Source organism: Sporofaciens musculi (genome assembly GCF_009830285.1).
GTDB lineage: Bacteria > Bacillota > Clostridia > Lachnospirales > Lachnospiraceae > Sporofaciens > Sporofaciens musculi.
Window position 1 is genome coordinate 1083932 of record NZ_WUQX01000001.1, and the last position, 25313, is coordinate 1109244.

25 protein-coding genes are annotated in these 25313 nt (G+C 44.3%); 14 read left to right on the forward strand and 11 right to left on the reverse strand.

The window, feature by feature from the left end; genetic code table 11:
• Positions 1–51 precede the first annotated feature (51 nt).
• The 12 genes from GN277_RS05345 to GN277_RS05400 all read left to right on the forward strand — a co-directional run bounded on the left by GN277_RS05345 (position 52) and on the right by GN277_RS05400 (position 12952).
• Complete coding sequence (locus GN277_RS05345) at positions 52–1488, forward strand: ABC transporter substrate-binding protein (protein WP_159750158.1); 1437 nt, start codon at positions 52–54, stop codon at positions 1486–1488.
• Positions 1489–1625: 137 nt separating this feature from the next.
• Positions 1626–2561, forward strand: a complete 936-nt coding sequence (locus tag GN277_RS05350; protein WP_159750159.1) for a carbohydrate ABC transporter permease — start codon at positions 1626–1628, stop codon at positions 2559–2561.
• Between the two features lie 46 nt (positions 2562–2607).
• Positions 2608–3432 carry a carbohydrate ABC transporter permease gene (locus GN277_RS05355; protein ID WP_159750160.1) on the forward strand — a complete coding sequence of 275 codons (825 nt, stop codon included), beginning with the start codon at positions 2608–2610 and terminating at the stop codon, positions 3430–3432.
• Between the two features lie 10 nt (positions 3433–3442).
• Positions 3443–4594, forward strand: coding sequence for an ABC transporter ATP-binding protein (locus GN277_RS05360; protein WP_159750161.1), 1152 nt, complete (start codon positions 3443–3445; stop codon positions 4592–4594).
• 4 nt (positions 4595–4598) lie between these two features.
• Complete coding sequence (locus tag GN277_RS05365; RefSeq protein WP_159750162.1) at positions 4599–5717, forward strand: ABC transporter ATP-binding protein; 1119 nt, start codon at positions 4599–4601, stop codon at positions 5715–5717.
• Between the two features lie 71 nt (positions 5718–5788).
• On the forward strand, positions 5789–6880 hold the full coding sequence (locus tag GN277_RS05370; protein ID WP_159750163.1) for an alcohol dehydrogenase catalytic domain-containing protein: 1092 nt from the start codon (positions 5789–5791) through the stop codon (positions 6878–6880).
• A 97-nt stretch (positions 6881–6977) separates the two neighbouring features.
• Entirely contained in the window at positions 6978–7973 is a 996-nt protein-coding gene (locus GN277_RS05375) for a dihydroxyacetone kinase subunit DhaK (protein WP_159750164.1), read from the forward strand.
• A 31-nt stretch (positions 7974–8004) separates the two neighbouring features.
• A complete protein-coding gene (gene dhaL / locus GN277_RS05380) occupies positions 8005–8643 on the forward strand; it encodes a dihydroxyacetone kinase subunit DhaL (protein WP_159750165.1) in 639 nt (212 codons plus the stop codon).
• A gap of 63 nt (positions 8644–8706) precedes the next feature.
• Complete coding sequence (locus GN277_RS05385) at positions 8707–9657, forward strand: sugar-binding transcriptional regulator (protein WP_159750166.1); 951 nt, start codon at positions 8707–8709, stop codon at positions 9655–9657.
• Positions 9654–11195 carry an FGGY-family carbohydrate kinase gene (locus GN277_RS05390; protein WP_159750167.1) on the forward strand — a complete coding sequence of 514 codons (1542 nt, stop codon included), beginning with the start codon at positions 9654–9656 and terminating at the stop codon, positions 11193–11195. The genes GN277_RS05385 and GN277_RS05390 overlap by 4 nt, the downstream gene beginning before the upstream one ends.
• Complete coding sequence (locus GN277_RS05395) at positions 11192–12226, forward strand: 2-hydroxyacid dehydrogenase (RefSeq protein WP_159750168.1); 1035 nt, start codon at positions 11192–11194, stop codon at positions 12224–12226. The genes GN277_RS05390 and GN277_RS05395 overlap by 4 nt, the downstream gene beginning before the upstream one ends.
• A gap of 72 nt (positions 12227–12298) precedes the next feature.
• Positions 12299–12952: a class II aldolase/adducin family protein gene (locus tag GN277_RS05400; RefSeq protein ID WP_159750169.1), complete on the forward strand. Its 654-nt coding sequence runs from the start codon at positions 12299–12301 to the stop codon at positions 12950–12952.
• 99 nt (positions 12953–13051) lie between these two features.
• On the opposite strand, the gene GN277_RS05405 is transcribed toward GN277_RS05400, so the two are convergent.
• The 6 genes from GN277_RS05405 to GN277_RS05430 form a co-directional block, all read right to left on the reverse strand.
• On the reverse strand, positions 13052–14305 hold the full coding sequence (locus GN277_RS05405; protein ID WP_159750170.1) for an aminopeptidase P family protein: 1254 nt from the start codon (positions 14303–14305) through the stop codon (positions 13052–13054).
• The gene (locus tag GN277_RS05410) at positions 14302–14724 is read right to left on the reverse strand and encodes a bacteriohemerythrin (RefSeq protein ID WP_159750171.1); all 423 of its coding nucleotides are present in this window, start codon (positions 14722–14724) and stop codon (positions 14302–14304) included. The genes GN277_RS05405 and GN277_RS05410 overlap by 4 nt, the downstream gene beginning before the upstream one ends.
• 45 nt (positions 14725–14769) lie before the next feature.
• Positions 14770–15438 (reverse strand): phosphatase PAP2 family protein, encoded by a 669-nt coding sequence (locus GN277_RS05415; RefSeq protein WP_159750172.1) that lies wholly within the window; start codon positions 15436–15438, stop codon positions 14770–14772.
• 129 nt (positions 15439–15567) lie between these two features.
• Positions 15568–16302, reverse strand: a complete 735-nt coding sequence (locus tag GN277_RS05420) for a glycerophosphodiester phosphodiesterase (RefSeq protein WP_322101248.1) — start codon at positions 16300–16302, stop codon at positions 15568–15570.
• A 113-nt stretch (positions 16303–16415) separates the two neighbouring features.
• A complete protein-coding gene (locus GN277_RS05425; RefSeq protein ID WP_159750174.1) occupies positions 16416–17399 on the reverse strand; it encodes a diacylglycerol/lipid kinase family protein in 984 nt (327 codons plus the stop codon).
• 202 nt (positions 17400–17601) lie between these two features.
• The gene (locus GN277_RS05430) at positions 17602–18204 is read right to left on the reverse strand and encodes a TetR/AcrR family transcriptional regulator (RefSeq protein WP_159750175.1); all 603 of its coding nucleotides are present in this window, start codon (positions 18202–18204) and stop codon (positions 17602–17604) included.
• 297 nt (positions 18205–18501) lie between these two features.
• On the opposite strand from GN277_RS05430, the gene GN277_RS05435 reads away from it, so the two are divergent.
• The gene (locus GN277_RS05435) at positions 18502–20658 is read left to right on the forward strand and encodes a Tex family protein (protein ID WP_159750176.1); all 2157 of its coding nucleotides are present in this window, start codon (positions 18502–18504) and stop codon (positions 20656–20658) included.
• 42 nt (positions 20659–20700) lie between these two features.
• Positions 20701–21573: a YitT family protein gene (locus GN277_RS05440; RefSeq protein ID WP_159750177.1), complete on the forward strand. Its 873-nt coding sequence runs from the start codon at positions 20701–20703 to the stop codon at positions 21571–21573.
• Positions 21574–22211: 638 nt separating this feature from the next.
• Here GN277_RS05440 and GN277_RS05445 read toward each other — a convergent pair.
• The 5 genes from GN277_RS05445 to GN277_RS05465 all read right to left on the reverse strand — a co-directional run bounded on the left by GN277_RS05445 (position 22212) and on the right by GN277_RS05465 (position 25288).
• Positions 22212–22409, reverse strand: coding sequence for a hypothetical protein (locus GN277_RS05445; protein WP_159750178.1), 198 nt, complete (start codon positions 22407–22409; stop codon positions 22212–22214).
• Positions 22410–22430: 21 nt separating this feature from the next.
• Positions 22431–22997, reverse strand: coding sequence for a hypothetical protein (locus tag GN277_RS05450; protein ID WP_159750179.1), 567 nt, complete (start codon positions 22995–22997; stop codon positions 22431–22433).
• A 157-nt stretch (positions 22998–23154) separates the two neighbouring features.
• Positions 23155–24222 carry an AroB-related putative sugar phosphate phospholyase (cyclizing) gene (locus tag GN277_RS05455; protein WP_159750180.1) on the reverse strand — a complete coding sequence of 356 codons (1068 nt, stop codon included), beginning with the start codon at positions 24220–24222 and terminating at the stop codon, positions 23155–23157.
• Positions 24219–24890: an SDR family NAD(P)-dependent oxidoreductase gene (locus GN277_RS05460; RefSeq protein WP_159750181.1), complete on the reverse strand. Its 672-nt coding sequence runs from the start codon at positions 24888–24890 to the stop codon at positions 24219–24221. Before GN277_RS05460 ends, GN277_RS05455 begins: the two co-directional genes overlap by 4 nt.
• Before the next feature lie 29 nt (positions 24891–24919).
• Complete coding sequence (locus tag GN277_RS05465; RefSeq protein ID WP_159750182.1) at positions 24920–25288, reverse strand: VOC family protein; 369 nt, start codon at positions 25286–25288, stop codon at positions 24920–24922.
• Between the last annotated feature and the right edge of the window lie 25 nt (positions 25289–25313).

The window sequence follows — 25313 nt, forward strand, 5'->3', positions numbered from 1 at the left end:
AACGGAAGAAGTTTTGCGCAGAAGACAATGATAAGGGAGGAAAAAACGAGAATGAAGAAAAGATTAGTAAGCGTACTTCTTTGTACAACAATGTTAGCAACAATGCTGGCAGGCTGTGGCGGAGGAGACGGCGGCAGCAGCAATGGCGGAGGAGACGATACGAAGGCTGAAAAGGGTAGTGCAGAAGATTTTGACTGGAAGAACTGTGACGGCACGACCATCAACGTAATGTTTAACGAACATAATTATTCAAAGGCAGTTATCTCTAAGCTTGACGAGTTTGAGGAGAAGACGGGTATCACCGTTGAGTATTCATCTACTCCGGAGGGTAACTACTTCGATAAGCTGAATACATCCTTAAGCAGCCGTTCTGGTACGCCGGACGTATTCATGACAGGCGCTTATCAGGTATGGGAGTATGCGTCAGCCGGCTATATGGAGCCGTTGGATGATTATATCAATAATCCGGCTAAGACTGCATCTGATTACAATTTTGACGATTTTATTCCAGCAACCGTTGATTCACTTCGTTGGGACCTGGTTCCAGGACACGCTGTAGGTGAAGGCTCTCAGTGGGCGCTTCCTATGGGATGGGAATTGAATAACCTGGCTTACAATAAGAACGTATTTGAGGAAAAGTCACTTGAAGTTCCGACAACGACGGATGAGCTGTTAGAGACGGCAAAGACGCTTAAGGAGTTTAACGGTTCTGGTTCTTACGGCGTTGCAGTTCGTGGTACACGTGACTGGGCTACAATTCATCCTGGATACATGTCATTGTTTGCAACATGGGGCGGACAGGATTTCGCAATCGAAGATGATAAACTGGTTTGCCAGCTTGATTCCAAAGAAGCAATCGAGATGACTGATTATTGGGTTGAGCTTATTAAGGCAGGCGGACCAAGCCAGTGGTCCAACTATACATGGTATGAAGCAAGTTCTGACCTTGGCGCAGGAAAAGCAGCTATGCTGTTCGACGCTACCAGCGCTGGATACTTCCAGAACTTTGAGGGCGCTTCTGATCAGTCCGGCAACATTGCATGGTCTACAATTCCGCTTCCGGAAGGAAAGACAGAGGCTGATATGAAGGCTAACGTTTGGATTTGGTCAATGGCTATGAATGCTGACTCCAAGAATAAAGACGCTGCATGGATGTTCTTACAGTACTTTACAAGCCCAGAGTATATGCTGTATTCCGGTACAGAAGGCGCTAGTCCGGATACTCCTCGTCAGTCTGTAATGGACAGTGATGAGTACAAAGAGACTGTTGGTTCTGCAGAGAATTATCTTGAGTCTATCGCAATACTGTCAGAGAACGCTACGATCCAGTTTACACCACAGCCATATTTCTTCGAGTGTACAACAAAGTGGGCAGAAGTTCTTCAGGACTTAGTTCTTACAGATAAATATGAATCCACAGAGGCAGCTATGAAGCAGCTTAAGAAGGATCTTGATGCAGTTGTGGCTGATTTGGAAGTGTCTGAATAATAGACAGTGGCCCTATAGGGATTGATTCATTTGTTATATGGGTTGAAAGCAAGGAGGGGTTACCTGACCCTCCTTGATTTTTTGAATTCATATTGACCGTTTTTGGAAAAGAGAAAATCAGAATTGGAGGAAACATAATGAAAGAGCAGAATAAGAACAGCGCTGCTGTGAGCGAATTGAATGTGGTGCCGTTTAAGACCAGGATGCGTCCATACTTAATCGTAGCTCCTGCATTGCTTATTACGATTGGTATTATGATTCCGTTCGTAATGTCAATTTATTATTCTTTGACAAGCTACTCCTTCAGATTACCGAATTATAGTTTCGTAGGATTGAAGAACTGGATCTCCATTCTTTCATCAGCGGGATTCTGGAAGGCAGTTTGGGTAACCCTTAGATACGCGTTCTTCAGCACACTGTTTGAGATGGGACTTGGAATGGGTGTTGCGATGCTTCTGAATAATCTTAATAACAGATTTTCTAAGATTCTCAGAGTCGTATTAATCTTCCCATTGATGGTAGCGCCGATTACGGCTACAATCATTTGGCAGTTGATGCTGAACAACTCCGTAGGTATTGTTGAGAAGTTTTTGAATATTTTTGGAGTATATAATTTCCCGTGGGCTGCGGGTGCATCGACCGCAATGATGACGGTTGTTATGATTGATGTATGGGTAAATACGTCGTTTTGTATGTTATTGGTGCTTGCAGGGTTACAGTCTTTGCCGAAGTCACCCTTTGAGTCAGCAAAGATTGATGGGGGAAGTCCCTGGTTTAATTTCCGCAATCTGACATTGCCTATGCTGAAGCCAAGTTTGTACATAGCATTGTTGTTCCGTCTGATGGCAGCGCTGCAGGAATATGCGATTATCTTTGGTTTGACCAAGGGAGGCCCTGGAGATACATTGATGAACTTATCCCTGACTTCCTATCAGACAGGCTTCCAGTTCCAGAAATTTGGATATGCGCTTCCGTATATTCTTGTACTTTGGGCATTTATCAATATGGTTGCGAAGCAGATTGTTAAGAGACAGCGTGCAGCTCAGAAGCAGGCGGCTGGTCTGGAAGAATAATTTTATACTGGAATGGTAGAAAAATAAGTCAGAAAGGATGTAAAGCATGAATTCAAATAAAAAGCTATTGAGCGCAGTTGTTCAGAATTTATTATTAGTGATATATGCGATATTTGCTTTGTTTCCATTAATTTGGATGGTGATCCTTACTTTTAAGCCGGATACACAGATGTACACCACAACATTTGTATTTAATCCGACACTGGATAACTACAAAGAAGTATTGTTTAACTCAGATTATGTAAGTTACATGATTGACAGTTTGATCGTATCGGGAGGCGCGGTTATCGTATCTGTTGTTGCAGGTGTTCCTGCGGCATATGCGCTTGCAAGATACAATTTCCCAAAGAAGGAGGATATTGCATTCCAGATTCTTTCCTTCAAATTTGCGCCTGAGATTCTGGTTGTACTGCCGTTGTTTATGATTTTCCAGAAGCTTAGGATCTATGATACCCACTTTGGATTAATCTGGGTATACCAGTTGATTTCTATGCCCCTTTTAATCTGGGTTGTAAGAGGATATTTTGAGGATATATCCGTAGAGATTGAGCATGCGGCCCAGGTTGACGGTTACACATGGTATCAGATTTTCTTCAAGATGCTGATTCCGCTTATTAAGCCGGGTCTTGTATCCTCGGCCCTCCTTGCCTTTATTTTCGCATGGAACAGCTTTACGTTCCCGTTGATTCTGGCAGGTACCAATGTTCAGCCGATTACGGTTGCGATTACCAAGTTCCTGGGTACTGACAGCGCCCACTACGGACAGCTTGCGGTAGCGGCGACAGTATCTGCATTACCGGCTATTATATTTGCACTTTGTATTCAGAAACATCTGGTTCGTGGTCTGAGTTTCGGTGCGGTGAAGGGATAGGTGTGAGAATATGTCAAGAATACAGTTGGAAAATGTTACGAAAAAATTTGGAAAAGTTACCGCACTTGACGGAGTTACACTGGATATTAAGGATAAAGAATTCTTCGTATTATTCGGGCCTGCCGGCGCCGGTAAGACAACCATCCTGAACTGTATCGCAGGTATCCAGATTCCGGAGGAGGGCGTTGTAAAATTTGACGGAGATGTTATGAACCTTGTGGACGCGGCACATAGGGATACTGCCATGGTATTCGAGAATTATGCCCTGTATCCTCAGATGACCGTATATGATAATATGGCGTCTCCTCTGAGAAGTAATCTGTATAAAAAGGACGAGGAATACATTAAGAATAAGATTCAGGAGATTGCAGAGATGATGAAGATGGATTATCTCTTGCAGCGTCTCCCAAGCCAGTTGTCCAATGGACAGAAGCAGCGTGTCGCTATGGGACGGGCGCTGGTTCGTTCTCCAAGAGTGTATCTGATGGATGAGCCTCTTGCCCATCTGGATGCGAAGCTTCGTAACGCTATGCGTACTGAGCTTAAGGAGATTCAGGCGAATTTTGGTACGACCAGTATCTACGTAACCCATGACTTCATGGAGGCAATGTCTCTGGGTGACAGAATTGCTATCGTGAACGAGGGACATATTGTCCAGATTGGTACCGGCGATGAGATATATTATATGCCGTGTAATGAATTTGTCGCTCAGTTGATGGGTGATCCGGAGATTAATATTATCGGCGGCTCACTGGCCAAGTCCGGCGACGGCTACACTTACACCATGAATGCCGGCGGCAAGGCTTATAAGCTTCCGATGGATAAGGATTTATTTAAGAAGTTTGACGAGGCTGGTCTTGATAAGATTGAGATGGGTATGAGGCCGCAGCATTTGAAGTATTCTTTTGAACCCAAGGAAGGCTATCTGAAGTGTACTGTATACAGCTATGAGAGTATTGGTAACAAGTCGGTTATTGTTGCGGAGATGGGTGAACTGCAGCTTCGTATGATTGCACCGAACGGACTGTCTGTGAAGATTGACCAGGACGTTTATGTGGATATGAAGCTTGAGCATGCAATGTTCTTTAATGCTGACACGAAAGAATATGTAGCCCGATACAACGAAGCTGAGATTAGATCTTTTGCGATACGGGAGGATTAAGAATATGGCAGGATTGAGAATTGAACATCTTTATAAACGGTATGAGAATTCCGGTAAAAAGAAGTCTGTGCAGAATGATTATGCGGTAAAAGACTTGAATCTCGTGGCTGAGCAGGGTGAGTTTATTGCTCTGTTAGGGCCCTCCGGATGCGGTAAGACAACGACCCTTCGTATGACGGCCGGACTTGAGGATATTACAAAGGGCGAGATCTATATCGGGGATACTCTGGTGAACAACCTTCATCCGAAGGATAGGCATATTGGTCTGGCTTTTGAGGATTATGCTATGTACCCGCCGCTTACGGTGTATAACAATATTGCCTTTAACCTGAAGGCCAAGGGGGTTGACAAGGCGGAGATTGACAAGCGTGTCCGCGAGATTGCGCCTCTGATGCAGTGTGATGATCTCCTGGATAAGATGCCTGTTAAGCTGTCCGGAGGACAGAAGCAGCGTGTCAATATTGCCCGTGCCATCATCCGCCGTCCTGAACTCCTTCTGATGGATGAGCCGCTGTCTCACTTAGACGGCAAGGCGCGTCAGGCCATGCGTACAGAGATTAAGCGTTTGATTAATGATATTAAGTGTACCACCATCTATGTTACACATGACCAGTTAGAGGCCATGTCACTGGCAGATAAGATTGCGATCATCAACTTCGGCGTTCTTCAGCAGTACGGTACGCCGGCAGAGGTATATGATGATCCGGTCAATGAATTTGTTGCATCCTTTATCGGTGAGCCTCCGATGAATATTCTGGAGACGACGATCAGAGGCAAAGGGGATCACTTTGTATTTACATTTGACGGAAGTAACCTTGAGATTGAGGTTCCGAAGCGTTATAATAATGTTGTAAAAGACGGTTTTAAATGTAAGATGGGCGTTCGTCCTATGGACGTGCTGATTGGCGGACCTGATTCCAAGGGTACCTCAGAGGAGGTTGCTACTTTTGAGAACCTTGGAGATGAGCGGCGTATTGGTATCCATGTGGGAGAGACGCTTTTGATGCTGATTACGGATGCTGAGACACGTTATAAACAGGGCGATATCATCAAGCTGGAGGTTCGCGGAGAGAAGACCCACTTGTTTGATCTTGAGTCAGGAGATCGTATCAGAGAGAAGTAATTTAAGAAGGTATCAAATCGACGGTGTGTCGGTTAAAAAATAAACAACATAAGAGCAGGAGGTAGTTTATTATGAGCAATTTACCAGAAAAAATGAAAGCGATCGTAGCGTATGCACCTGGAGACTACAGATTCGAGATGGTGGATACACCCAGAGCCGGCGAGGGCGAGATGATCTTGAAGGTAGAGGCATGTGGTATCTGTGCAGGAGATACCAAAGCATTTGCAGGCGCGGCAAGCTTCTGGGGATTTGACGGACAGCCGAAGTACATTAAAGAGCCTATGATTCCGGGACATGAGTTTGTAGGTAAGGTTGTTGAGATAGGACCGAACGTAAAAGGTAACTGGAAGATTGGCGACAGAATCTGTCCTGAGCAGATTGTTCCATGTGGAGAGTGTATGTTCTGTAAGACGGGCCGCCATTGGATGTGTGAGAAGCATGACCTCTTTGGCTTCCAGAACAATGTAAACGGCGGTATGGCTGAGTATGTTAAATTAACAAAAGAAGCCATCCCTTATCTTGTACCGGCAGATATGCCGATTGAGAAGGCAGCTCTGATTGAGCCTTATGGCTGTTCCTTCCACTGTGTAGACCGCGCGCAGATTAAGACTACAGATGTAGTCGTACAGTCTGGTGTAGGAACCCTTGGACTTGGTATGGTTGGGGCAATCAAGCAAGCGAATCCAAAGTGTCTGGTTGTTCTGGATATGAATGATGCACGTCTTGAGAAGGCAAAAGAGTTCGGTGCAGATATTGTTATGAATCCTGGAAAAGAGGATGTTGTGGCAAAGATTAAAGAGATGACAGGCGGTTATGGTTGTGATATCTATATTGAGGCAAGCGGACATCCCTCCAGTGTACAGCAAGGGCTTGACTGTATCCGTAAGATGGGACGCTTCGTTGAGTTCTCAGTATTCGGGGCTCCTGTAACGGTTGACTGGAGTATTATCTCTGACAGAAAAGAATTGGATCTTCTTGGCGTACATTTAAGTCCGTTCTGCTATGACACAGTTATTGAGTGGATTGGCAATGGAAAGCTGCCGACGGAAGGGGTTGTAACCCACAAGTTCCCACTTGAGAAATGGGAGGAGGGCTTCCACATTGCTAAGACTGGTGAGGGCGGCGCTTTGAAGGTTGTCCTTGTACCTGATATGGAGGCATAGTAGTAAAAACAACTGTTTAAGCTTGGACTGATTCATCATGAGAATCAGTCCGGCACCGGAAAATAATAAATTATCGGTAGTTTAGGAGGAACAAGATATGCAGCGTATAATGAATGACCCAGATATAATTGTAGACGAGATGCTGAAAGGTTTCCTGAAGGCCCACAGCGATATTGTGGAGGCAACTGAGAATCCCCGTGTTGTTAAGGCAAAAGATATTCCAGAAGGAAAAGTTGGCGTGATTACCGGAGGAGGCTCTGGACACAAGCCGGCCTTTGTAGGCTACTGCGGAAAGAACCTGTGTGATGCAGTTGCGGTAGGCGAGATCTGCTCATCACCTACGGCTCAGGCATTTCTGGATGCGGCAAAGGTTGCGGACCAGGGAAAAGGTGTTGCGTGCCTGTATGGTAATTATTCCGGAGATAACATGAATGTAAAGATGGCAGTAAAGATGGCTAAGAAGGCCGGAGTTACTGTTAAGACAGTAGTGGCGAATGATGATGTGGCTTCTGCACCGAAGGATCAGAGAGAGAAACGCCGCGGTGTTGCAGGAGAAGTCTTAATGTGGAAGGTAGGCGGAGCCAAAGCAGCAAAAGGCGGAGATCTTGACGAGGTTATTGCAGCGGCGCAGAAAGCCATTGACAATACCCGTTCCGTTGGAATCGGTCTTACGCCATGTACCCTTCCAGCAGTTGGACATCCGAATTTTGAAATCAAAGACGGAACGATGGAAGTTGGAATCGGCCATCACGGAGAGCCTGGAATCGAAGTGTGTGAGCTTGAGTCCGCTGAAAAGATGGCAAAGAGAATGGTTGACGTAGTTGTGCCGGATTATCCCTTTGAGTCAGGGGATGAGGTAGTTGTACTGGTATCTGGTCTTGGGGCAACACCGGTCATGGAGCTTTATGTTCTCTATGATGAGATTGATAAACTGCTTGCAGAAAAAGGAATTAAGACACATAAGGCATATGTGGGCAATTACTTTACATCATTGGAGATGATGGGCGCAACCCTTACAATTATGAAGTTGGACGACGAGCTGAAGGAATTAATTGATATGCCGGCAAACAGCATGGGATTAAAGCAGTTTTAGACGAGTTCTGAGAGGATGGAGGTAGTGCAAGATGGGCACATTTAAGAACGCAGACGGCAAACCGGTACTGCTTAAGATGGTAAAAGGCATCCAAGATAATAAAGCATACCTTGGAGAAGTGGACGGACTGATTGGAGACGGTGACCATGGTATGAATATGAACAAGGGGTTCAGTTTGTTTGAAGACCGTTTTAAAGATAAGGAATTCGGCTTCGCGGAAGGGCTGAATGAACTTGGAACAATCCTGTTTTCTGAGATTGGCGGCTCAATGGGTCCGATTTACGGAAATATTTTAATGGGGATGGCAGATGCCGGCGAAGATTTTGACGAGATTGGAGTAGCAGATTTGGCCGCAATGCTTGAGAATGGCTTGAAGGAGTTACAGGATATTGTAGAGGCACAGGTAGGAGATAAGACACTGGTAGATACCTTGTCTCCGGCGGTAGATGTGTTGAAGGCAGCAGGGGAAGCAGGCAAAGATTATAAAGAAGCATTAGAAGAAATGAAGGCAGCAGCGGCACAAGGCCGTGATTCTACCAAAGATATGGTAGCAAAATTCGGACGTTCCAGTCGGCTTGGCGAGCGTTCAAGAGGCGTTCTGGATGCAGGAGCGACATCTTGTTGTATTATTTTGACAGCTATGGCAGACGGAATTATGGAATTACTGTAATGTGCGATAGAACACGGGACGAGTAAGGCTTGCCCCGTGTTTTTGGCGTTTTTTGGAGGTAAAATGAGGCGGAATTTAAACGTAAAGATTGCCTACTGGTATCATACGCTAGGAATGACTCAGGATGAAATTGCAAAGAGATTATCCTTCACACGGCAGAAGGTGAATCAAATTGTCAACTCCCTGCCAGATTTGGGAATTGTCACCGTGAATATACATGGGTACGAGAGGGATAATGTAGAGCTTGAGAGTCAGCTTGAGGAGCAGTTCGGGCTTAGAGAAGCCATCGTGGCGACGGACTATGGGGAAAAGGATACGGCAATCTATAAATTGGCGAATGTGGCGGCCCAATATCTGGATGAGACTATCCAGCAGGGAGATATTATCGGTGTTTCATGGGGGAGAACACTGGCAGAGGTGACGAAGCAGATGTCCTATAAGCGACGCAGCTCATGTCGGGTTGTGCAGTTGATGGGCGCCCAGAATATTGAACAGTTGGTGGAAAAGTCAGATGAGATTGCCAGAGGGTTTGCGAATAAACTGGATTGTCCCAGTTATATGCTCTATGCCCCAGTCGTTGTAGAGCATGAGGAGACGAAGGAGTGGCTGCTTCAGGAGAGGAGTATCAAGGCTTCCTATGAATTAATGAAAAGCTGTGATATTGCTGTCCTGGGAGTCGGTGAGCTGACGGAGCACTCTACCATGTGTACCAGAGGTCATATCACAAAAAAGGATGTACAGATATTAAGGGAGCAGGGGTTTGTGGGAGATATTGCGATGAATCCCGTCAGGAAGGATGGAACCTATGACAACTGCCCGCTGACAGGCCGTCTGTTGAATGCAGATATGGATTGCCTGAAGAATATTAAGAATGTGGTGCTTATCGCGACAGGTGAGGAAAAGGTGGAAGCGATTCAGGCCGTACTTCGCTCAGGGTGTATTGATACTTTAATCATTGACGAGACGTCGGCTCGTCTTGTGATGGATGATATGGGGGAGGTAAAGCTGGAATGAAATATATGCTTGGGATAGATGTTGGAACATCGAATGTGAAGGCGGTATTATTCGACGAGTTCGGACAGGAGATCTGTGTGGCAAGTAAAGAGAGCGAGACGATCAATGCGACGGGAAATCAGGCTGAGCAGGATATGACTGTCATCTGGGAGAATGTCAAAGCATGTGTAAAGCATGTGGCAGCCTCAAGGCCGGAGGTCAAAGACAGTATCATTGGAATTGGCGTGACCGGACAGGGAGAAGGCTGCTGGCTGGTTGATGGGGAAGGGAAGCCGGTACAAAATGCGATCCTGTGGTGCGACGGCAGGGCGGTAAACGAGGTGGGGGAGATTACAAAGGAGTATCCAAAGATTGGGAGGCTATACCACAGGACCACCGGAACGCCCCCTCTTTTGGGTAACCAGATGATGCTGCTTAAGTGGATGAAGGAGAATCGGAAGGAAGCCCTGGACCGCGCAGATAAAATGATATTCTGTAAAGACTGGATACGCTATAAGATTACAGGTGAGATAAAAACAGAGATCACGGACAGCCTTACTTCGCTGATTGATGTGCACAGCGGGGAGATTGCACTAGAGCTTATGAAGGCTCTGGATATTGAGGAATACCGCAGCTACCTTCCAGAGCCGGTCCGTTCTGACGAGGTAGTGGGAACAATTCTTGATTCTTTTGCAGATGAGGCGGGGCTTAAGAGAGGGCTTCCGGTGATTGCAGGCGCTCTTGACACATCGGCAACAGCGGTAGGCTTGGGGGCGATTCATGAGAAGGATGTGTGCGTGATTCTTGGAACTACCTGTGCCAATGAGATTGTGCTCAAGAAGGAGGACTGCGATTTTGGGGCAGAGAATTCCAGGTATGAGAAGCATCCGCTGGGGGAGTTGTATGTGGAATTGCAGCCAACCTTAAACGGGACACCCAACATTGACTGGATACTGGAAAATATAGCAAAAACAAAGGATTTTAATGAGATAGATAAAATGGTTGCCGACGCGCCTGTGGGCTGCGGAGGGGTGGTCTATCATCCGTATATCAGTGTGGCAGGCGAGCGGGCGCCGTTCTATCATCCTTATGCCCGCGCAAGTTTTTTTGGCATCAGTCAGGTGACGACGCGGGAAATGTTAATCCGCGCGGGGTATGAAGGAATTAGTATGTCCATTCGCGACTGTCTGCAGAATGTGGATAAGAATGCCACTATTTTTCTTGCAGGAGGCGGCGCTAAGAGTCCGGTGTGGGCGCAGATGATCGCTGACGTGCTGGGCATGAAGGTTATGATTCCATCAGGAAAAGAGCTTGGTGCGAAAGGCGTGGCTCTGATGGTGGGAGTGAGTCAGGGATTATATCGGAATTATGAAGAAGCGGTAGAGAGAGCCTGTACCTTCCGGCATATCTATGAGCCGAATCCGGTGAACACAAAGAAGTATGATCTGCTCTATGAGCTTTACCGTAAGGTGCGGATACATAACCAGGAGATTTGGGATTACAGGCATCAGATGAATAAAAAGATTAAAGCGTTAAGCAAGGAGGAAGAAATTTCATGAAGATATTTTTTACGGCAGAATATGATGAAGAACAATTAAAACCGTTGTATGAGATGGGGGAGGTAATCAAAGACGGCTGGGCGTTGGGGCTTCCTAAGATGACGGAAGAAGAACTGGTTGAAAAGACGAAGGATGCCGACATGATCATAACCAGCTATGACGATATTACGAGAAAAGTCATCGAGAGCGCGCCAAAGCTCAAGCTGATTGCATGTACAAGGGCAACGCCTGTGAATGTAGATATGGAGGCGGCCAAGGAGAGGGGAATACCGGTGCTCTATACGCCAGGCAGAAATTCAGATTCTACGGCAGAGATGACCATTGGCCTGATGCTGTCTATCGCCAGACGGATACCCATGGCTCATTGTGCATTGAAGGAGGGGCGGTTTACTGGTAATCCTGATGCCAGGAAGGAGACAAAAGACGGGCTTAAGGTGGATATGATCTGGGATATGAATATGGATTCTCCGTATATGGTGTTTAAAGGAACACAATTACATGGTAAAACCCTTGGAATCGTAGGATACGGCAGTATCGGACGCAGAGTAGGCAAGATTGCAAGGGCCATCGGTATGGAGCTCTTAATCTACGATCCCTTCGTAGGAGAAGTAGACGTAGAGGAGTTTGGGGTAAGGAAGGCGTTGAATCTCAAACAATTGATGCAGGAGTCGGATTTTGTGACATGCCATATGAAGGTTACTGATGAGACAAAAGGCTGTATCAGCCGTGAAATGATATCATATATGAAGAAAACCGCATATTTCATTAATGCGTCCAGAGGGGCAATACTGGATGAAGAAGCGTTGATTGACGCTTTGAGAGAGAAACGGATTGCCGGCGCGGCGTTTGACGTATATGCCAGCGAGCCGTTGGCAAGCAACCATCCATATGTGGCAGAGCTGGATAATGTGGTGATTACGCCCCACATTGCCGGTGCAACGGATGATGTGTTAGTCAATCATACAAAGCAGATTGTTGCAGACGTGCGCCGTTTCTTAAACGGAGAGCACTTATTATATCAATATAGATAAGGGACACAACGGGTACGAAGGTAGTGTCAGGTAATCCGTCAACAATAGAGCAAAAGGCAGGAGGAAGATGAAATGAACAGAGAAAAGGCAAAATTGATGCAGATTGATGTGTGCAGTACAGCGCAGTCTATGTACCACAGCGGTCTTGTGGCGGGGACATGGGGAAATATTTCCGCAAGGATTGACGAGGATTATATGGTAATTACGCCGTCAGGCATGAATTATGACAGCCTGTGTCCAGAGGATATGGTTGTAGTAGATCTGAATACCTTAGAGTATGAGGGAAATTTAAAACCATCCATAGAGGCGATTGTCCATTCCGCAATCTACAAGGACAGACCAGAGGTCAATGGAATTATGCATACCCATTCCACCTATGCCCTTACGGTTGCGGCGGCAAGAAAGACTATTCCGCCAATCTGCGACGACCAGGTTCAGATTCTCGGAGGCGAGGTGAGGCTTGCAGCCTATACGATGCCAGGGACGAAGGAAATGGCCGACGAGGTGGTAAAGGCTCTGAAGGAAAGAGCCGGCGCACTGATTGCCAATCATGGGGCGATTACGGTAGGAAGAACCCTTGCAGAAGCATATACAGGCTCTCAGGTATTAGAGAAAACCGCCATGGTTTATATTAATTGCCAGAGTATTGGCGGCGGGGTGGAGATATCCCAGGAGGATATAAAATTCTTTCATGATTTCTTTATGAATAAATACGGGCAGAGGTAGTTTGAGTTAGGAATATGGTGTCAAAAAAATACAAGATATGGCACAAACTGGTTTGTGTGATGCCATATCTTGTATTTTAAATTTTTATTTGACTTACGACTATCTAAGGTTATGGCGTGCCATAAATTCTTCAATCTCCTCCACCGTCTTCGGAATTCCTCCTGACAGCACCTCGCAACCGTCCCTTGTCACAAGAAGCGTATCCTCAATACGAATTCCAAGCTTCAAGTCATCAAAATACAGTCCGGGCTCAAGGGTAAACATCATATTTTCCTCTAAAGGAACATCATTTTCCCCCACATCATGAGCATAAAGCCCGATATAGTGGCCGGAGCCGTGGAAATAATACTTGGAAATCTCATCAGGCTTCTTCATATAACCGAGACGAATTAGCTCATCAGCCATCACTGATTTGCTCAATTCCTGAAGTTCTTCCTTAGGCTGACCTGGTTTTGAGGCGGCAATGGCTGCGTCAAGCCCTTTCAGCACCACATTATAGAGCTCTTTTTGCTGTTGGGTAAATCTTCCGTTCACCGGAAATGTCCTGCTGACGTCAGAGGCATAATATCCCCATTCGGCGCCTAAGTCGAAAAGAATCATATCCCCATCCTGAAGCTTCTGGTTATTATCTTCATAATGCATACAGCAGGCATTGATTCCAGATGCGGCGATCGTAGGAAATGCGTGACGTGCATTCATAGATCGAAGGGTGTAGTCAAAATATGCCTCAATCTCATACTCGTACATATCTGGATGGAGATGAGCAAGAATATTCTCAACTCCTTTTGTGGTAATGTCACAAGCCTTTCTGTGCAGGGCAATCTCCTCGGCAGACTTCACTTGCCGCATCAAAGCCAGATGGTGAAAGGAATTGTGCATCTGAAGCGTCGGATTATATTTAAGGACGCGGGCGGCAAATCTCTGGGCTTCATTCATAGAGAAGGTTCCCTCCCAGTTTTCAAGGTCAATATAAACGTGCCGCACACGGTCCGGATGTCTGAGAAACGGAAGGGCTTCCTCAAACTTTTCCAGATATTCCACGTTCTCGATACCAGTATCCTCCTGAACGCTTTCTTTGGTGTAGAAAAGTCCGAGCCATCGTTTTGCCTTTTCGTCAGGATGGTCGATAAATAATTCCTCCCGTACCTTTCCCGCTGTTTTTGTAACCATCAGAACTGCCTTTGGCTGCGTGAAGCCGGTAAGGTAATAAAAATTAGCATTGGGGGTAAAGCGGTGCATCAAATCACCCCGATCCTCCCTTTCTCTGCCAGAAAAGACGAATCCTACGGACCCGTCTTCCAGTAAATCGCTGTATAAGCTTCTCTTTAACTTATGAAATTCTTTTGTAATCATAATCTTTCGTTATTATCCTTCATAAATTTATATTCTGCCACAGACCTGTCAAAGCCCTCGATATGTGTATAGAACCACTTGATTACGTTCTCATGTACTTTTTCTACAAATGCATTGGAGGGGCCTTCTTCTTCCACAAGCATCTCCTCAAGGTCCTTGATGGTGTTCTTGAAGGTCTCATGCTGTGCCTTGTGCTGTTCATACCCTGGATAGGCAATCTCCTGCTGAAGTTTTTCCTCTGCTGAGAAATGGAAGTCTGTGTAATCCGCAAGATAATCCATCATCTTAATCGCTGCGGTCTTCTCGTTGCTCTGGTCACAACTGTCCAATAATTTGTTGATGCGGTCAATCAACTCCTTGTGGTGGGAATCAATCATCTCGTTGCCAGTTACCAGGTTTTCACTAAATTCTGCATACATAATCTGTATCCTCCTCTTAAAAAAGTATATCTATAAAAATAAATTTTAAATTGGCTGATGGGATAATTTTGTCGCCTTCTTTTCCTGCGCAGCATACACAAAGGGATAAATCACACATGCCAGCGCAAATGCCGCAATCACATCTGTTACCGAATGCTGTTTTAAAAATACGGTAGACAGAATAATCAGCACAGCCAGCACATAGGCGCTCCACTGTATCATTCGGCGCCGTTTTAACGCCTCGCTGCGCCAGATGGCAATGCAGACGCCGATGGAATTAAATACATGGATACTTGGCAGCACATTTGTCGGTGTGTCCGTTGCATAGATGTATTTTACCAAATCCACGAAAATATTATCTCGTGCAAAAGTTATGGGACGCAGGTTCAGACCATTAGGGAAAACGGTGCATAAAAGCAGGAAAAACGTCATCCCTGTAATCAGGAAAGCACAGAGGCGATAGAACCCCTTCTTATCCGTAAAGAAAAAATATCCGGCTGCCACAGCCACAAACCCGAACCATAACAGATAGGGAACGATAAAATATTCAACAAAAGGAATATAGTCGTCGAGGGGCGAGTGAATCACGAAATAATGAACGTCTGTCCTTCTCTCCAGATAAACGAACCATGGCATGTAGATTAACCCGTAGAGCAGTACCCATGCATGCCGATATTTCTTGATAAAGTTCTTCGTCTGTTGAATAGCGTTCATAATTCATACCCCTTTATAAGCCTATTATCCCGCTTATTTTGAAAATGTAGGCGGTCCCTACAATGTATTCATGGTTCAGACTAAATTATAACATGAAAGAAAAGAATCAACAATAAAGTTCACGGTTTGTTAATAATTTTCATGCCTTTTTTCAAAAATCTGCATATCAAAATACTGGGAGCCTTTTTTTAGCATGTCCGGAGTGTTTAGTGTCCATACAGCGACAGGCACATGAAATATATGTTTGAGTATCCAGACATTGACAATGGGAAGATCGTTCAGGTTATAAGAGATAAAATCAGGCCTTCCTAAAAAATTTGACAATAAATGTTTTACCATGAAGCGAAAAAGCCATGCCTCCTTTAATGGGTCGCGGGTCAGATTAGAGGAAAGCTGCCCGCGCAGAATGTGGGGCGCATTAAGCCTAAACCACCGGATACCCATGGTGTTGAAGGACTGTATCAGGCAGGGGCCTTGGTAATGCTTAAGCTGCCTAAGAGTTTCACGGCAGATATGTACGGACGAATCCGGAATCTTAAGCTCAATCAGGAGTGGAACACGTCCTTCTACAAGAGACAGAACCTCATCAAAAGCAGGAATCGTCTCAGCAGTACCGCAGAGGCGGCAGTCCTTTAATTCTTCGTATGTCATATTTTCGATGATATCCGGACGGCCGCAGATTCTCTCCAGTGTGTCGTCATGGAAGACTACAAGCTGTCCGTCTCTGGTTAAGTGAAGGTCAATCTCGATCCCATAGCCTTTGTTTAAGGCGGCACGGAAAGCTGCCATGGAGTTTTCTGGAATTCCTTTTTCCATACAGTGATAGCCCCGATGGGCAAACATGGTGTGCCGATAGCAGCGCATATCCCTTTGGCGTGTGAAGCGGGGGGATATTGCAAATAAATATAATATAATGAGAGCTGTTAATAAAATTGCTAAAAACATATCAAAGACCTCGATAAATTTAAAATTATATATTATGGAGCGGCAATAATCCGCAGCTTTTCTGGCTCCAGCGACATGGAAGCCCTAGTCTGTTTAAGGACGGGCTCCCCGTCTGTATGGAGAGGGAGAGAAATGCTGCTTGTAATCTCCATTTTTTTGCAGGTATAGATATATACTCCGCTAAAGCGTGTATGCCATCCCTTATACGCAGTTGGAAGGAGGGCAAGAATCTTTAGCTTGGATAAGCCGGAGATTACGATGACGTCCAAAAGCCCGTCCTGGCAGTTAGCGTTGGGACAGAATTTGAAGCCGCCGCCCTCGAACTTAAGGTTCATGGCCGTGGCAAAATACGCTCTCTTAAAGTTGATTTTTCGGGAATCGTCCAATGTTAGGGTAATGCATTGGGGAGTCAGAGTAAGAATTTGACGCAGCGCAATTCCTACGTAGGTTAATTTCCCAAGGTGCAGCCTGTTCAATAGCGCCTTCACGGGTGAAACCATGGCTTCGTGGCAGATACCCGCGTCAAACCCCATTCCTGAGCTCACGGCAAAACGCCGTTTTTTACCGTTGTATGTAAGAATTCCAATATTGACAGGCAGATAGCGGGTTGGAGAAAGGATGTTGTCAAGTCCTTGGAGGGGCTCGGTGGGAAGATGGAGGCTGCGTGCAAAATCATTGCTCGAACCAGTGGGAATATATCCGAGCGTGACTTTGGACAGAAATCGAATACCGTCCACTACTTCATTAATCGTTCCGTCTCCGCCTAATGCGACGAGCGTGTGGTATTTACCATCGGAGGTCAGCTCTTGAACAAGCTTAGCGGCATGCTGGCGATATTTGGTAAAGTGTACGCTATATTTAATTGCCCGCACCTTTAAGATGGGCTCTACCTGATTCCAGATCCGATATCCCAGACCAGAGCGGGAGTTGGGGTTGACGATGAAGGTGTATTCATCAGGACAGCCAGCAGTATTTGTGTCGCTGTCTAGCCGGATTTCGTCGGTAAATGTCTGCATAAAGACCTCCTTATAGATATTACCTATAAATTGAAAAGTTATATTATAAATAATGATTGGATTTATTGGAAAGGCAGCGTTATAATACACTTACAAGATATTATTGTAAATGGTTTCACTACCATATTCCCTTCTAAAAAATCCTTTGAGTCCGCTTGCTCGAAGGATTTTTATTTTAGCAAAAAATGCGGTGAAAGCGTTGCTAAAATAATCCGTTTAAGTAGATTTCGAGGGAACGCTTCATATTTCCCTCAAAATCAGTCTTGCCGTCTTTTAAACACCATTCAAAAACATTTCCAATGACAATCATCCGGATATCTGTGGCAATGTCGTTAAGCTCCACCGACGGGGATACCACCCCTGCGTCAATGGCTTTTCGCAGATAATCTGAGACAGTGACAATGGGATAGGGACGCTCTGACCAGATGAGTGGATTTAGAGATTGATTCTTGGGCGTATAATAATTCGCCATAAATTCTACGCCTAATTTTTGGCAGTAATGTACGTAATTCAAGTAAACATAGATGATTGCCTGTTTTGCCTCATCCGCATCTGCCGGCATGTCCAGAAGATTGGGGTTGATGCGCGGCTGTTCTTCTATATAGTAGGAAAGAAGGTCATCCTTGGTCTTAAAATGATGGTAAAAACTTCCGTTTGAGACGCCGGCTTCTTCGCAGATATTTTTAATAGAGAGCTGCTCGTAGCCTTTTTTTTGTAAAATATGTTTTGCGGCGCGGAAGATTTTCGCTTTCGTCTCCTGTGATTTTAGCTGCTGTTTGGATAGTTCCTGTGACTCTTGATTCATTTATAAAACTCCTTGGGAAATATTACTTTTTAAGTATTATGCATAGAAACTGCAACTGTGTAGTTCTCAAGTGCAATTATAGCATAGAGGATTCTGGTTTTCAAGAAAACAGAGTGAACTCTATAGGGTAAGTATTATGGAAGAAATTCAAACAGAGTGAACTCTGTATTAAGTATTTCGTTGCAGATTTAGCAGATTTTAGGTATAATAAAAAACAGTGTGAGGGGGCCTGTGAAATGGGCAAAGACTATCATCTTACGGTTGATGATAAAGGAATAGTGAGAAAGGGTATAGAGCATGGATATTAATCAGAAAATTACGGAAGAACTGGGTGTGAAGAAATGGCAGGTGGATGCAGCGGTCAAGCTGATTGACGAAGGCAACACCATTCCGTTTATTGCAAGATACAGGAAAGAAGCAACGGGAACCCTGGATGACGAGCAGCTTCGGAGACTGCATGAAAGGCTGACTTATCTTCGCAATCTGGAAGAAAAGAAGGAGCAGGTATTATCCAGTATACAGGAGCAGGGAAAACTTTCAGAGGAATTGAAGAAGCAGATTCTTGCGGCAGAGACATTGGTGGTTGTGGAGGACTTATACCGCCCTTACCGCCCGAAGCGAAGAACCAGGGCCACCATAGCGAAGGAAAAGGGGTTAGAGCCGCTGGCGGCAATCATTATTTTGCAGAAGACGAAGCAGCCTGTTGAAGAACTTGCAGCGGAGTACATAGATCCTGAGAAGGATGTCAATACTGTGGAGGAGGCCATTGCAGGCGCCAAAGATATCATTGCAGAGAGCATTTCCGACGAGGCGGACTACCGTATCTGGATTCGGAAGATTACGACCCAGAAAGGGCGGGTCATTTCCGCAGCGAAGGATGAAAAGGCAGAGTCCGTGTACGAGATGTACTATGATTTTGAAGAACCTGTAAACCGTCTCGCAGGACATCGGATTCTGGCGTTGAACCGAGGGGAGAAGGAGAAGTTTTTATCCGTCAAGATTGAGGCGCCAGAGGAGGACATTATCCGTTATCTGGAGAAAAAGAACATCCATGGGGATAATCCTTACACCACGCCTATCTTGAAAGCCGTTGTTGAGGACAGCTATAAGCGGTTGATTGCGCCCGCAATCGAGAGGGAAATTCGCAGCGATCTGACGGAGAAGGCAGAGGACGGTGCGATTGAAGTGTTTAAGAAGAATCTTGAGCAGCTCTTGATGCAGCCGCCGATTGTGGGACAGACTGTTCTTGGGTGGGACCCTGCGTTCCGTACCGGTTGTAAATTGGCGGTTGTAGACCCTACGGGCAAGGTGATTGGAACTACAGTTATCTATCCCACGGCGCCGACTACGCCTCAGAAGATTAAAGCATCTAAGGACCTTTTAAAAAAGATTATTGCGAAATATAATATTACGCTGATTTCTGTGGGAAATGGTACTGCCTCCCGCGAATCAGAGATGTTTATTGTAGAACTGCTCAAGGAAATTCCTCAGAAGGTACAGTATGTAATCGTCAACGAGGCTGGGGCCTCCGTATATTCTGCAAGTAAGCTGGCCTCTGAGGAATTTCCAAAGTTCGACGTAGGGCAGAGAAGCGCCGCCTCCATAGCAAGGCGGCTGCAGGATCCTTTGGCAGAGTTGGTGAAGATAGACCCAAAATCCATAGGCGTGGGACAGTATCAGCATGATATGAACCAGAAGAAGTTAAGCGAAGCTTTGTCAGGCGTTGTTGAGGATTGTGTAAACAGAGTAGGAGTAGATTTAAATACCGCCTCTGCGCCACTCCTTTCATACATTTCTGGTATCTCAGGCGCCATTGCAAAAAATATTGTGGCATATAGGGAAGAAAACGGGAAGTTTGCCAATCGGAAGCAGCTTCTCAAGGTTGCAAAGCTAGGACCAAAGGCATTTGAACAGTGTGCAGGATTCATGAGAATCCAGGGAGGAGACAACCCTCTGGATGGAACCAGCGTACATCCGGAGACTTATGATGCTGCCGTGAAGCTTCTGACCAGGCAGGGCTTCACCGTGGAGGCTGTAAGCGGAGGCAAGCTTGTGGGATTGTCTCTGACGATTAAGGATTACAAGAGACTGGCAGAAGAATTGGGAATTGGAGAGATTACCCTGCGGGATATTGTAAAAGAGCTGGAAAAGCCTGCCAGGGACCCCCGCGACGAGATGCCGAAGCCGATTTTACGGACGGATGTTCTTGAAATGAAGGACTTGACCGAAGGGATGCTGCTTAAGGGCACGGTGAGGAACGTCATTGATTTTGGAGTTTTTGTGGATATTGGCGTTCATCAGGACGGATTGGTGCATATCTCCGAGATTACGGACAAGAAGTTTATCAAGCATCCATTAGAGGTGGTGAGCGTCGGAGATATTGTGGATGTTAAGGTGCTGAGTGTGGATTTGAAGAAGAAGCGTATCCAGCTTACCATGAAGGGAATTTCATAGATATAGTGTAGAAAGGAATCAAAGAGAGGGTAAAGAACGGATATGAAACAAAGTTGGAAAAAGAGTCTGGAAACTGTGGTATGTGTGTTACTGGGCAATATCATTCTGGCAGTTGCAGTGGCGGCATTTGTCGTGCCCCACGGAATTATCATGGGCGGGGCGACGGGTGTTGCTCTGACGATTAACCATTATGTCAATGGGAATCTGTCTGTAATTATCTTTATAGTCAATATTATGCTTTTTATATTGGGGACCATTGTATTAGGAAAAAAGTTTGCATTGACGACTTTAATTAGTACGATTGTATATCCGGTTTTTCTGTCAATCGTGCAGACGATTCCGGGAATTACGAAGCTTACGGACAATATTATGCTTGCGTCTTTGTATGGGGGAGCTTTGCTGGGACTGGGAATCGGTCTGGTGGTGAGAGTGGGCTCATCCACGGGAGGAACCGATATCCTTGCGCTGGTGCTTCATAAGTGGTTTCATATAGCTGTGGCGGTGTTCATGTATATCGTGGATTTCATTGTGTTGGTGTGCCAGGTATTTTTCTCTACTTCTGAGCAGATTCTATATGGTATTCTGGTGTTGGTAGTGACCACCATGATGATGAATCGGGTGGTGCTGATGGGGCAGTCACAGATTCAGTTATTTATCATAACGGATAAGTATGAGGAAGTGAAGGAGAAGGTGCTTAAAGAGATTGACGCAGGGGTTACGATGGTTCATATTGAGACTGGGTATGGGGCTAAACAGCAGAAGGGCGTGCTGTGTGTCGTACCGAACCGGAAGCTATACTCCATTAACCAGACGGTTCAGTCGGTTGACCCAAAGGCTTTTATCACGATTACACAGATTAATGAGGTTCGCGGACGAGGATTTACGTTAGAAAGAGAGAGTCATCCAAAGAAATAAGGGTGCTGCCGTATTAGGATAATGGTAAAATTGTCTTAATGCGGCGGTATTTATTATATAGTGTTTTTTGATATAGTTTTAAAATAACTGAATATTCTGATAATATTTATGAAAAAAATAAGTAAATAATTAAAAGTAAAAAAATAAATAAAAATACAAAAAACATATTGACAAACCACAATAAGTGTGATATCTTATATTTAACAAATAACAGAGCCGAATTACAAGACAGACGCGAGCTGTAAGTAATAGGATGTTATTTCAGAAGCAACACAAGTGTTGGAAGGAGATTCTTGAGAAAGAAAGCGCTAAGTATCAGGAATCAAAGAGTTTATGAAAAGGAGGTACGGACCACCAAGAACTTAAACTTATTTCAGAATTCAACATACCATAATCGGAAAGTGAATTGAAGAAATATCAAGAAGCTGTAAGCCGAGGAAGAAAGAGGTAAAGAGAATGATTGAAGGATTCGAGTAAAGGCGGATATCAATGAAGTAATTGGTATCCGTCTTTACACGTTTGGTTAGTCTTTTGTCTATTTTTCGATGATACATTGATGTTTTTTGCTTTTTAAATTGTAGTTAATTTGGGATTATATATGTGCAGCTTGGAAAAGAGATATCCGTCGTACCATCTTTTTACTTCAGTAAAGTCTTGATGATACTGTTCGCAACCGTCGGGGTCTGCTTATGTACAGATATTTTTGTGTACAGATATTTTTGGCGTTTACCGATTCTTTGATTTACAAAGCTAATCAGTAATGATTTGTCAATATAAATATCTTCATTTATGGCATCAAGAAATGCTTGATGCCCTGGATTTACCAAGCTTCCCACTTGGCTGACATCTCCTTGATTTTATAATTTATTTTCCATTCTGATATATCGGCGGAGTAATTCGTCGGTATCTGCAATTCCCTGTTCTAATACGGCGCGGTAGACATCCATACTAGAATATTGCTCGAATCCATATAACCCACGTTTTTGAAGTTCTTGTTTTATTCTTATAATATGTTCCTGGATTTCGGGAGTCTGCTTAACCATTTTCATAATATTTTTGCAATATGCATCTGCCTTGTTAATTGTTTCTAGGTCAAAGAACCAGAGGTCCAGATTCCATATTTCCTCATCAATTATGGTATGGAATCCGTGGAACCAGACAGTTTTCCCGTCCTCGTTTATCTCCTCCTTTGCTTCGTACCAGAGAGGATGGAAGGTTTGGAAGATATAGTAAGTCAGCTCGTATAGCTTCTCGATAGACATATCCTGGTTCTCAATATCTATGTCCAAATCATTCCACGCCATCATGTCCATCTTATAGCTGCCAATGATATGAGGGGCACCAATTTTGGACAGCCGTTCCCATAAGCCCATATCGTATAATATTTTATCTGCAATGCGTTTCCGTTCTGCGTTTGATTTCATGGCTGACCTCTTTCTTTATTAAACATTTTTGAATATTGGCACGTATTGCGGCGTGCCCTTGGATAATAAAGTATGCAGTTAGATTTGTTGTATTTCTAACTTACATACTTTATTTTATACTCCCTATTAGTTTTTATCCGTGTTTTTAGCTTTTACACTATGACATATTGTTTTTTGTTTTGTATAACTCTTTAAAATATCTGACGGCATATGAAACTTCCTCGTCCGTCATATCTTTAATAATTTCTAAATCAGATTCCGTTCTTAATACAGCCGTCATCGCGTCATTGGTCTGTTTTTTATCCTTTCTGATTGCCTTAATAATATCGGAAATATCCACATTCAGCAGCTCGCTGTCGATATCAATAATTTTCATTAGAACTTCTTCACTTCGCTTTACAGCATCTTCATTTAACAATCCTCTTTTTACGGATAAGCGATCTGCCATAATCATTCCAATCGCTACTGCAGTTCCATGAGGGATTTCATAATTTGAGACCACTTCAACGGCATGTCCAAATGTGTGGGCAAAATTCAGTTTAATCCGTTCACCTCTGTCAAACTCATCTATTTCTATAAACGTCTTTTTGTACGAAAGACTAGAGCAGACAAAATGCTGAACCGCGGTATCTTCCTTTCTTAAAAGTGATTCAATGCCCTTTTCAATGTTATCTAAACCATCTGCTCCTGCCATAATGTTAAACTTCACAACTTCTCCTAGTCCGCTTTTATAATCGCGCTCACTTAGGGTGTTAAAAAATTTTGTACAAATATGAATTTTATCAGGAGGGTAAAAAGTTCCTAATAAATTTTTGAATTTGTGATAATTTAAAGATGTTTTTCCGCCAATACAGCTATCACATGCCGCTAAAAGCGTAGTCGGAATAAACGTCCATCTAATTCCGCGGTATAATATATTTGCGACAAATCCTGTAATATCCTGAACAATGCCGCCGCCAATAGAAATTAAGTGAATATTTCTTTTTGCCGATATTTCTGTCATATCTTCACAAATACCAAGAGCCGTTTCAATGACCTTATTTCCTTCCGTTGCCTCAAGAAGTATCAATCTTCCGTCAGGAATATTTTTGAAATATTGTTCATATAAGCAATACACATTTTTATCTATGACAAACTGCACGTTTTCTGTCTCAAAGCCTGACAGGAATTCCAGTTTATCCTCAATAACCACTTCATAATCCTTTAATTTAGAATGAATCATCATTTTGACGTAAATCCTCCATCTACAGCTATTAATTGTCCGGTTATATATGTATTTTTGTCCTCGGCAAAAAAAACAATCGCATCCGCAATCTCAGACGGCTGGGCCATACGCTGAATAGGAATATCACTTTCAATCTGTTTAATCTGCTCTTTGGAATTGTTCTTATAGGTCAATTCTGTAAGTGTAAAGCCAGGACAGATTGTATTTACTAAGATATTATATTCTGCAAGTTCCACCGCCATCGTTTTGGTAATACCATGAATACCATGTTTTGTCATACTGTATACTACTCGCCCTCTCTTTGACACAATTCCCCAGATGGAGCTTATATTGACAATTCGTCCATAACGCCTTTCCTTCATTGCCGGAACGAACTTACGCAAAATTCTCAAGGGTGATACTAAATTAATTTGCATGGCTTGTTCTATCTCATCATCTGTTACTTTTTCAATATCATGGACATCATTAATCCCTGCATTATTTATTATGACATCATAAACATCATTCCTATGTAATTCCAAAAAAGCTTCTACAGAAACGGTAGATGATAAATCCAGTTCCTGTCGAGTCGGCGCCACTACTACATACCCCAACCCTTCTAACTTTTCGCATACGGCTTTCCCGATGCCTCTGCTTCCGCCTGTTACCAAGGCAACTCTGCTCACCATCAATATCCTCCCTTTGCGTTTTCGTACACTTATGCCTCAGGGCAGATTTCAACCCAGTACCCATCCGGATCATTAATAAAATAAATACCCATATCCGGATTCTCGAAGCACACGCAGTCCATTTCTTTGTGAAGCGCAAGGGCGGCATCCATGTCGTCTACGCGCATTGCCAGATGGAATTCATTATCGCCCAGATTATAAGGACGGTCCATATCCCGCAGCCAGGTAAGCTCAAGAAGGTGGGGAGTGGTCTGATCCCCAAGGAATACCAGTTTAAAACTGTTATCTTCTGCTTCCACCTCCTTGGTGATTGTAAGTCCAAGAGCCTTTTGGTAGAATTCGACCGATTTTTCCAGGTCCAGTACGTTGATGTTATTGTGGTAGAATGTAAATCTCATGTAAATCTCCTCCTGTATATTGATA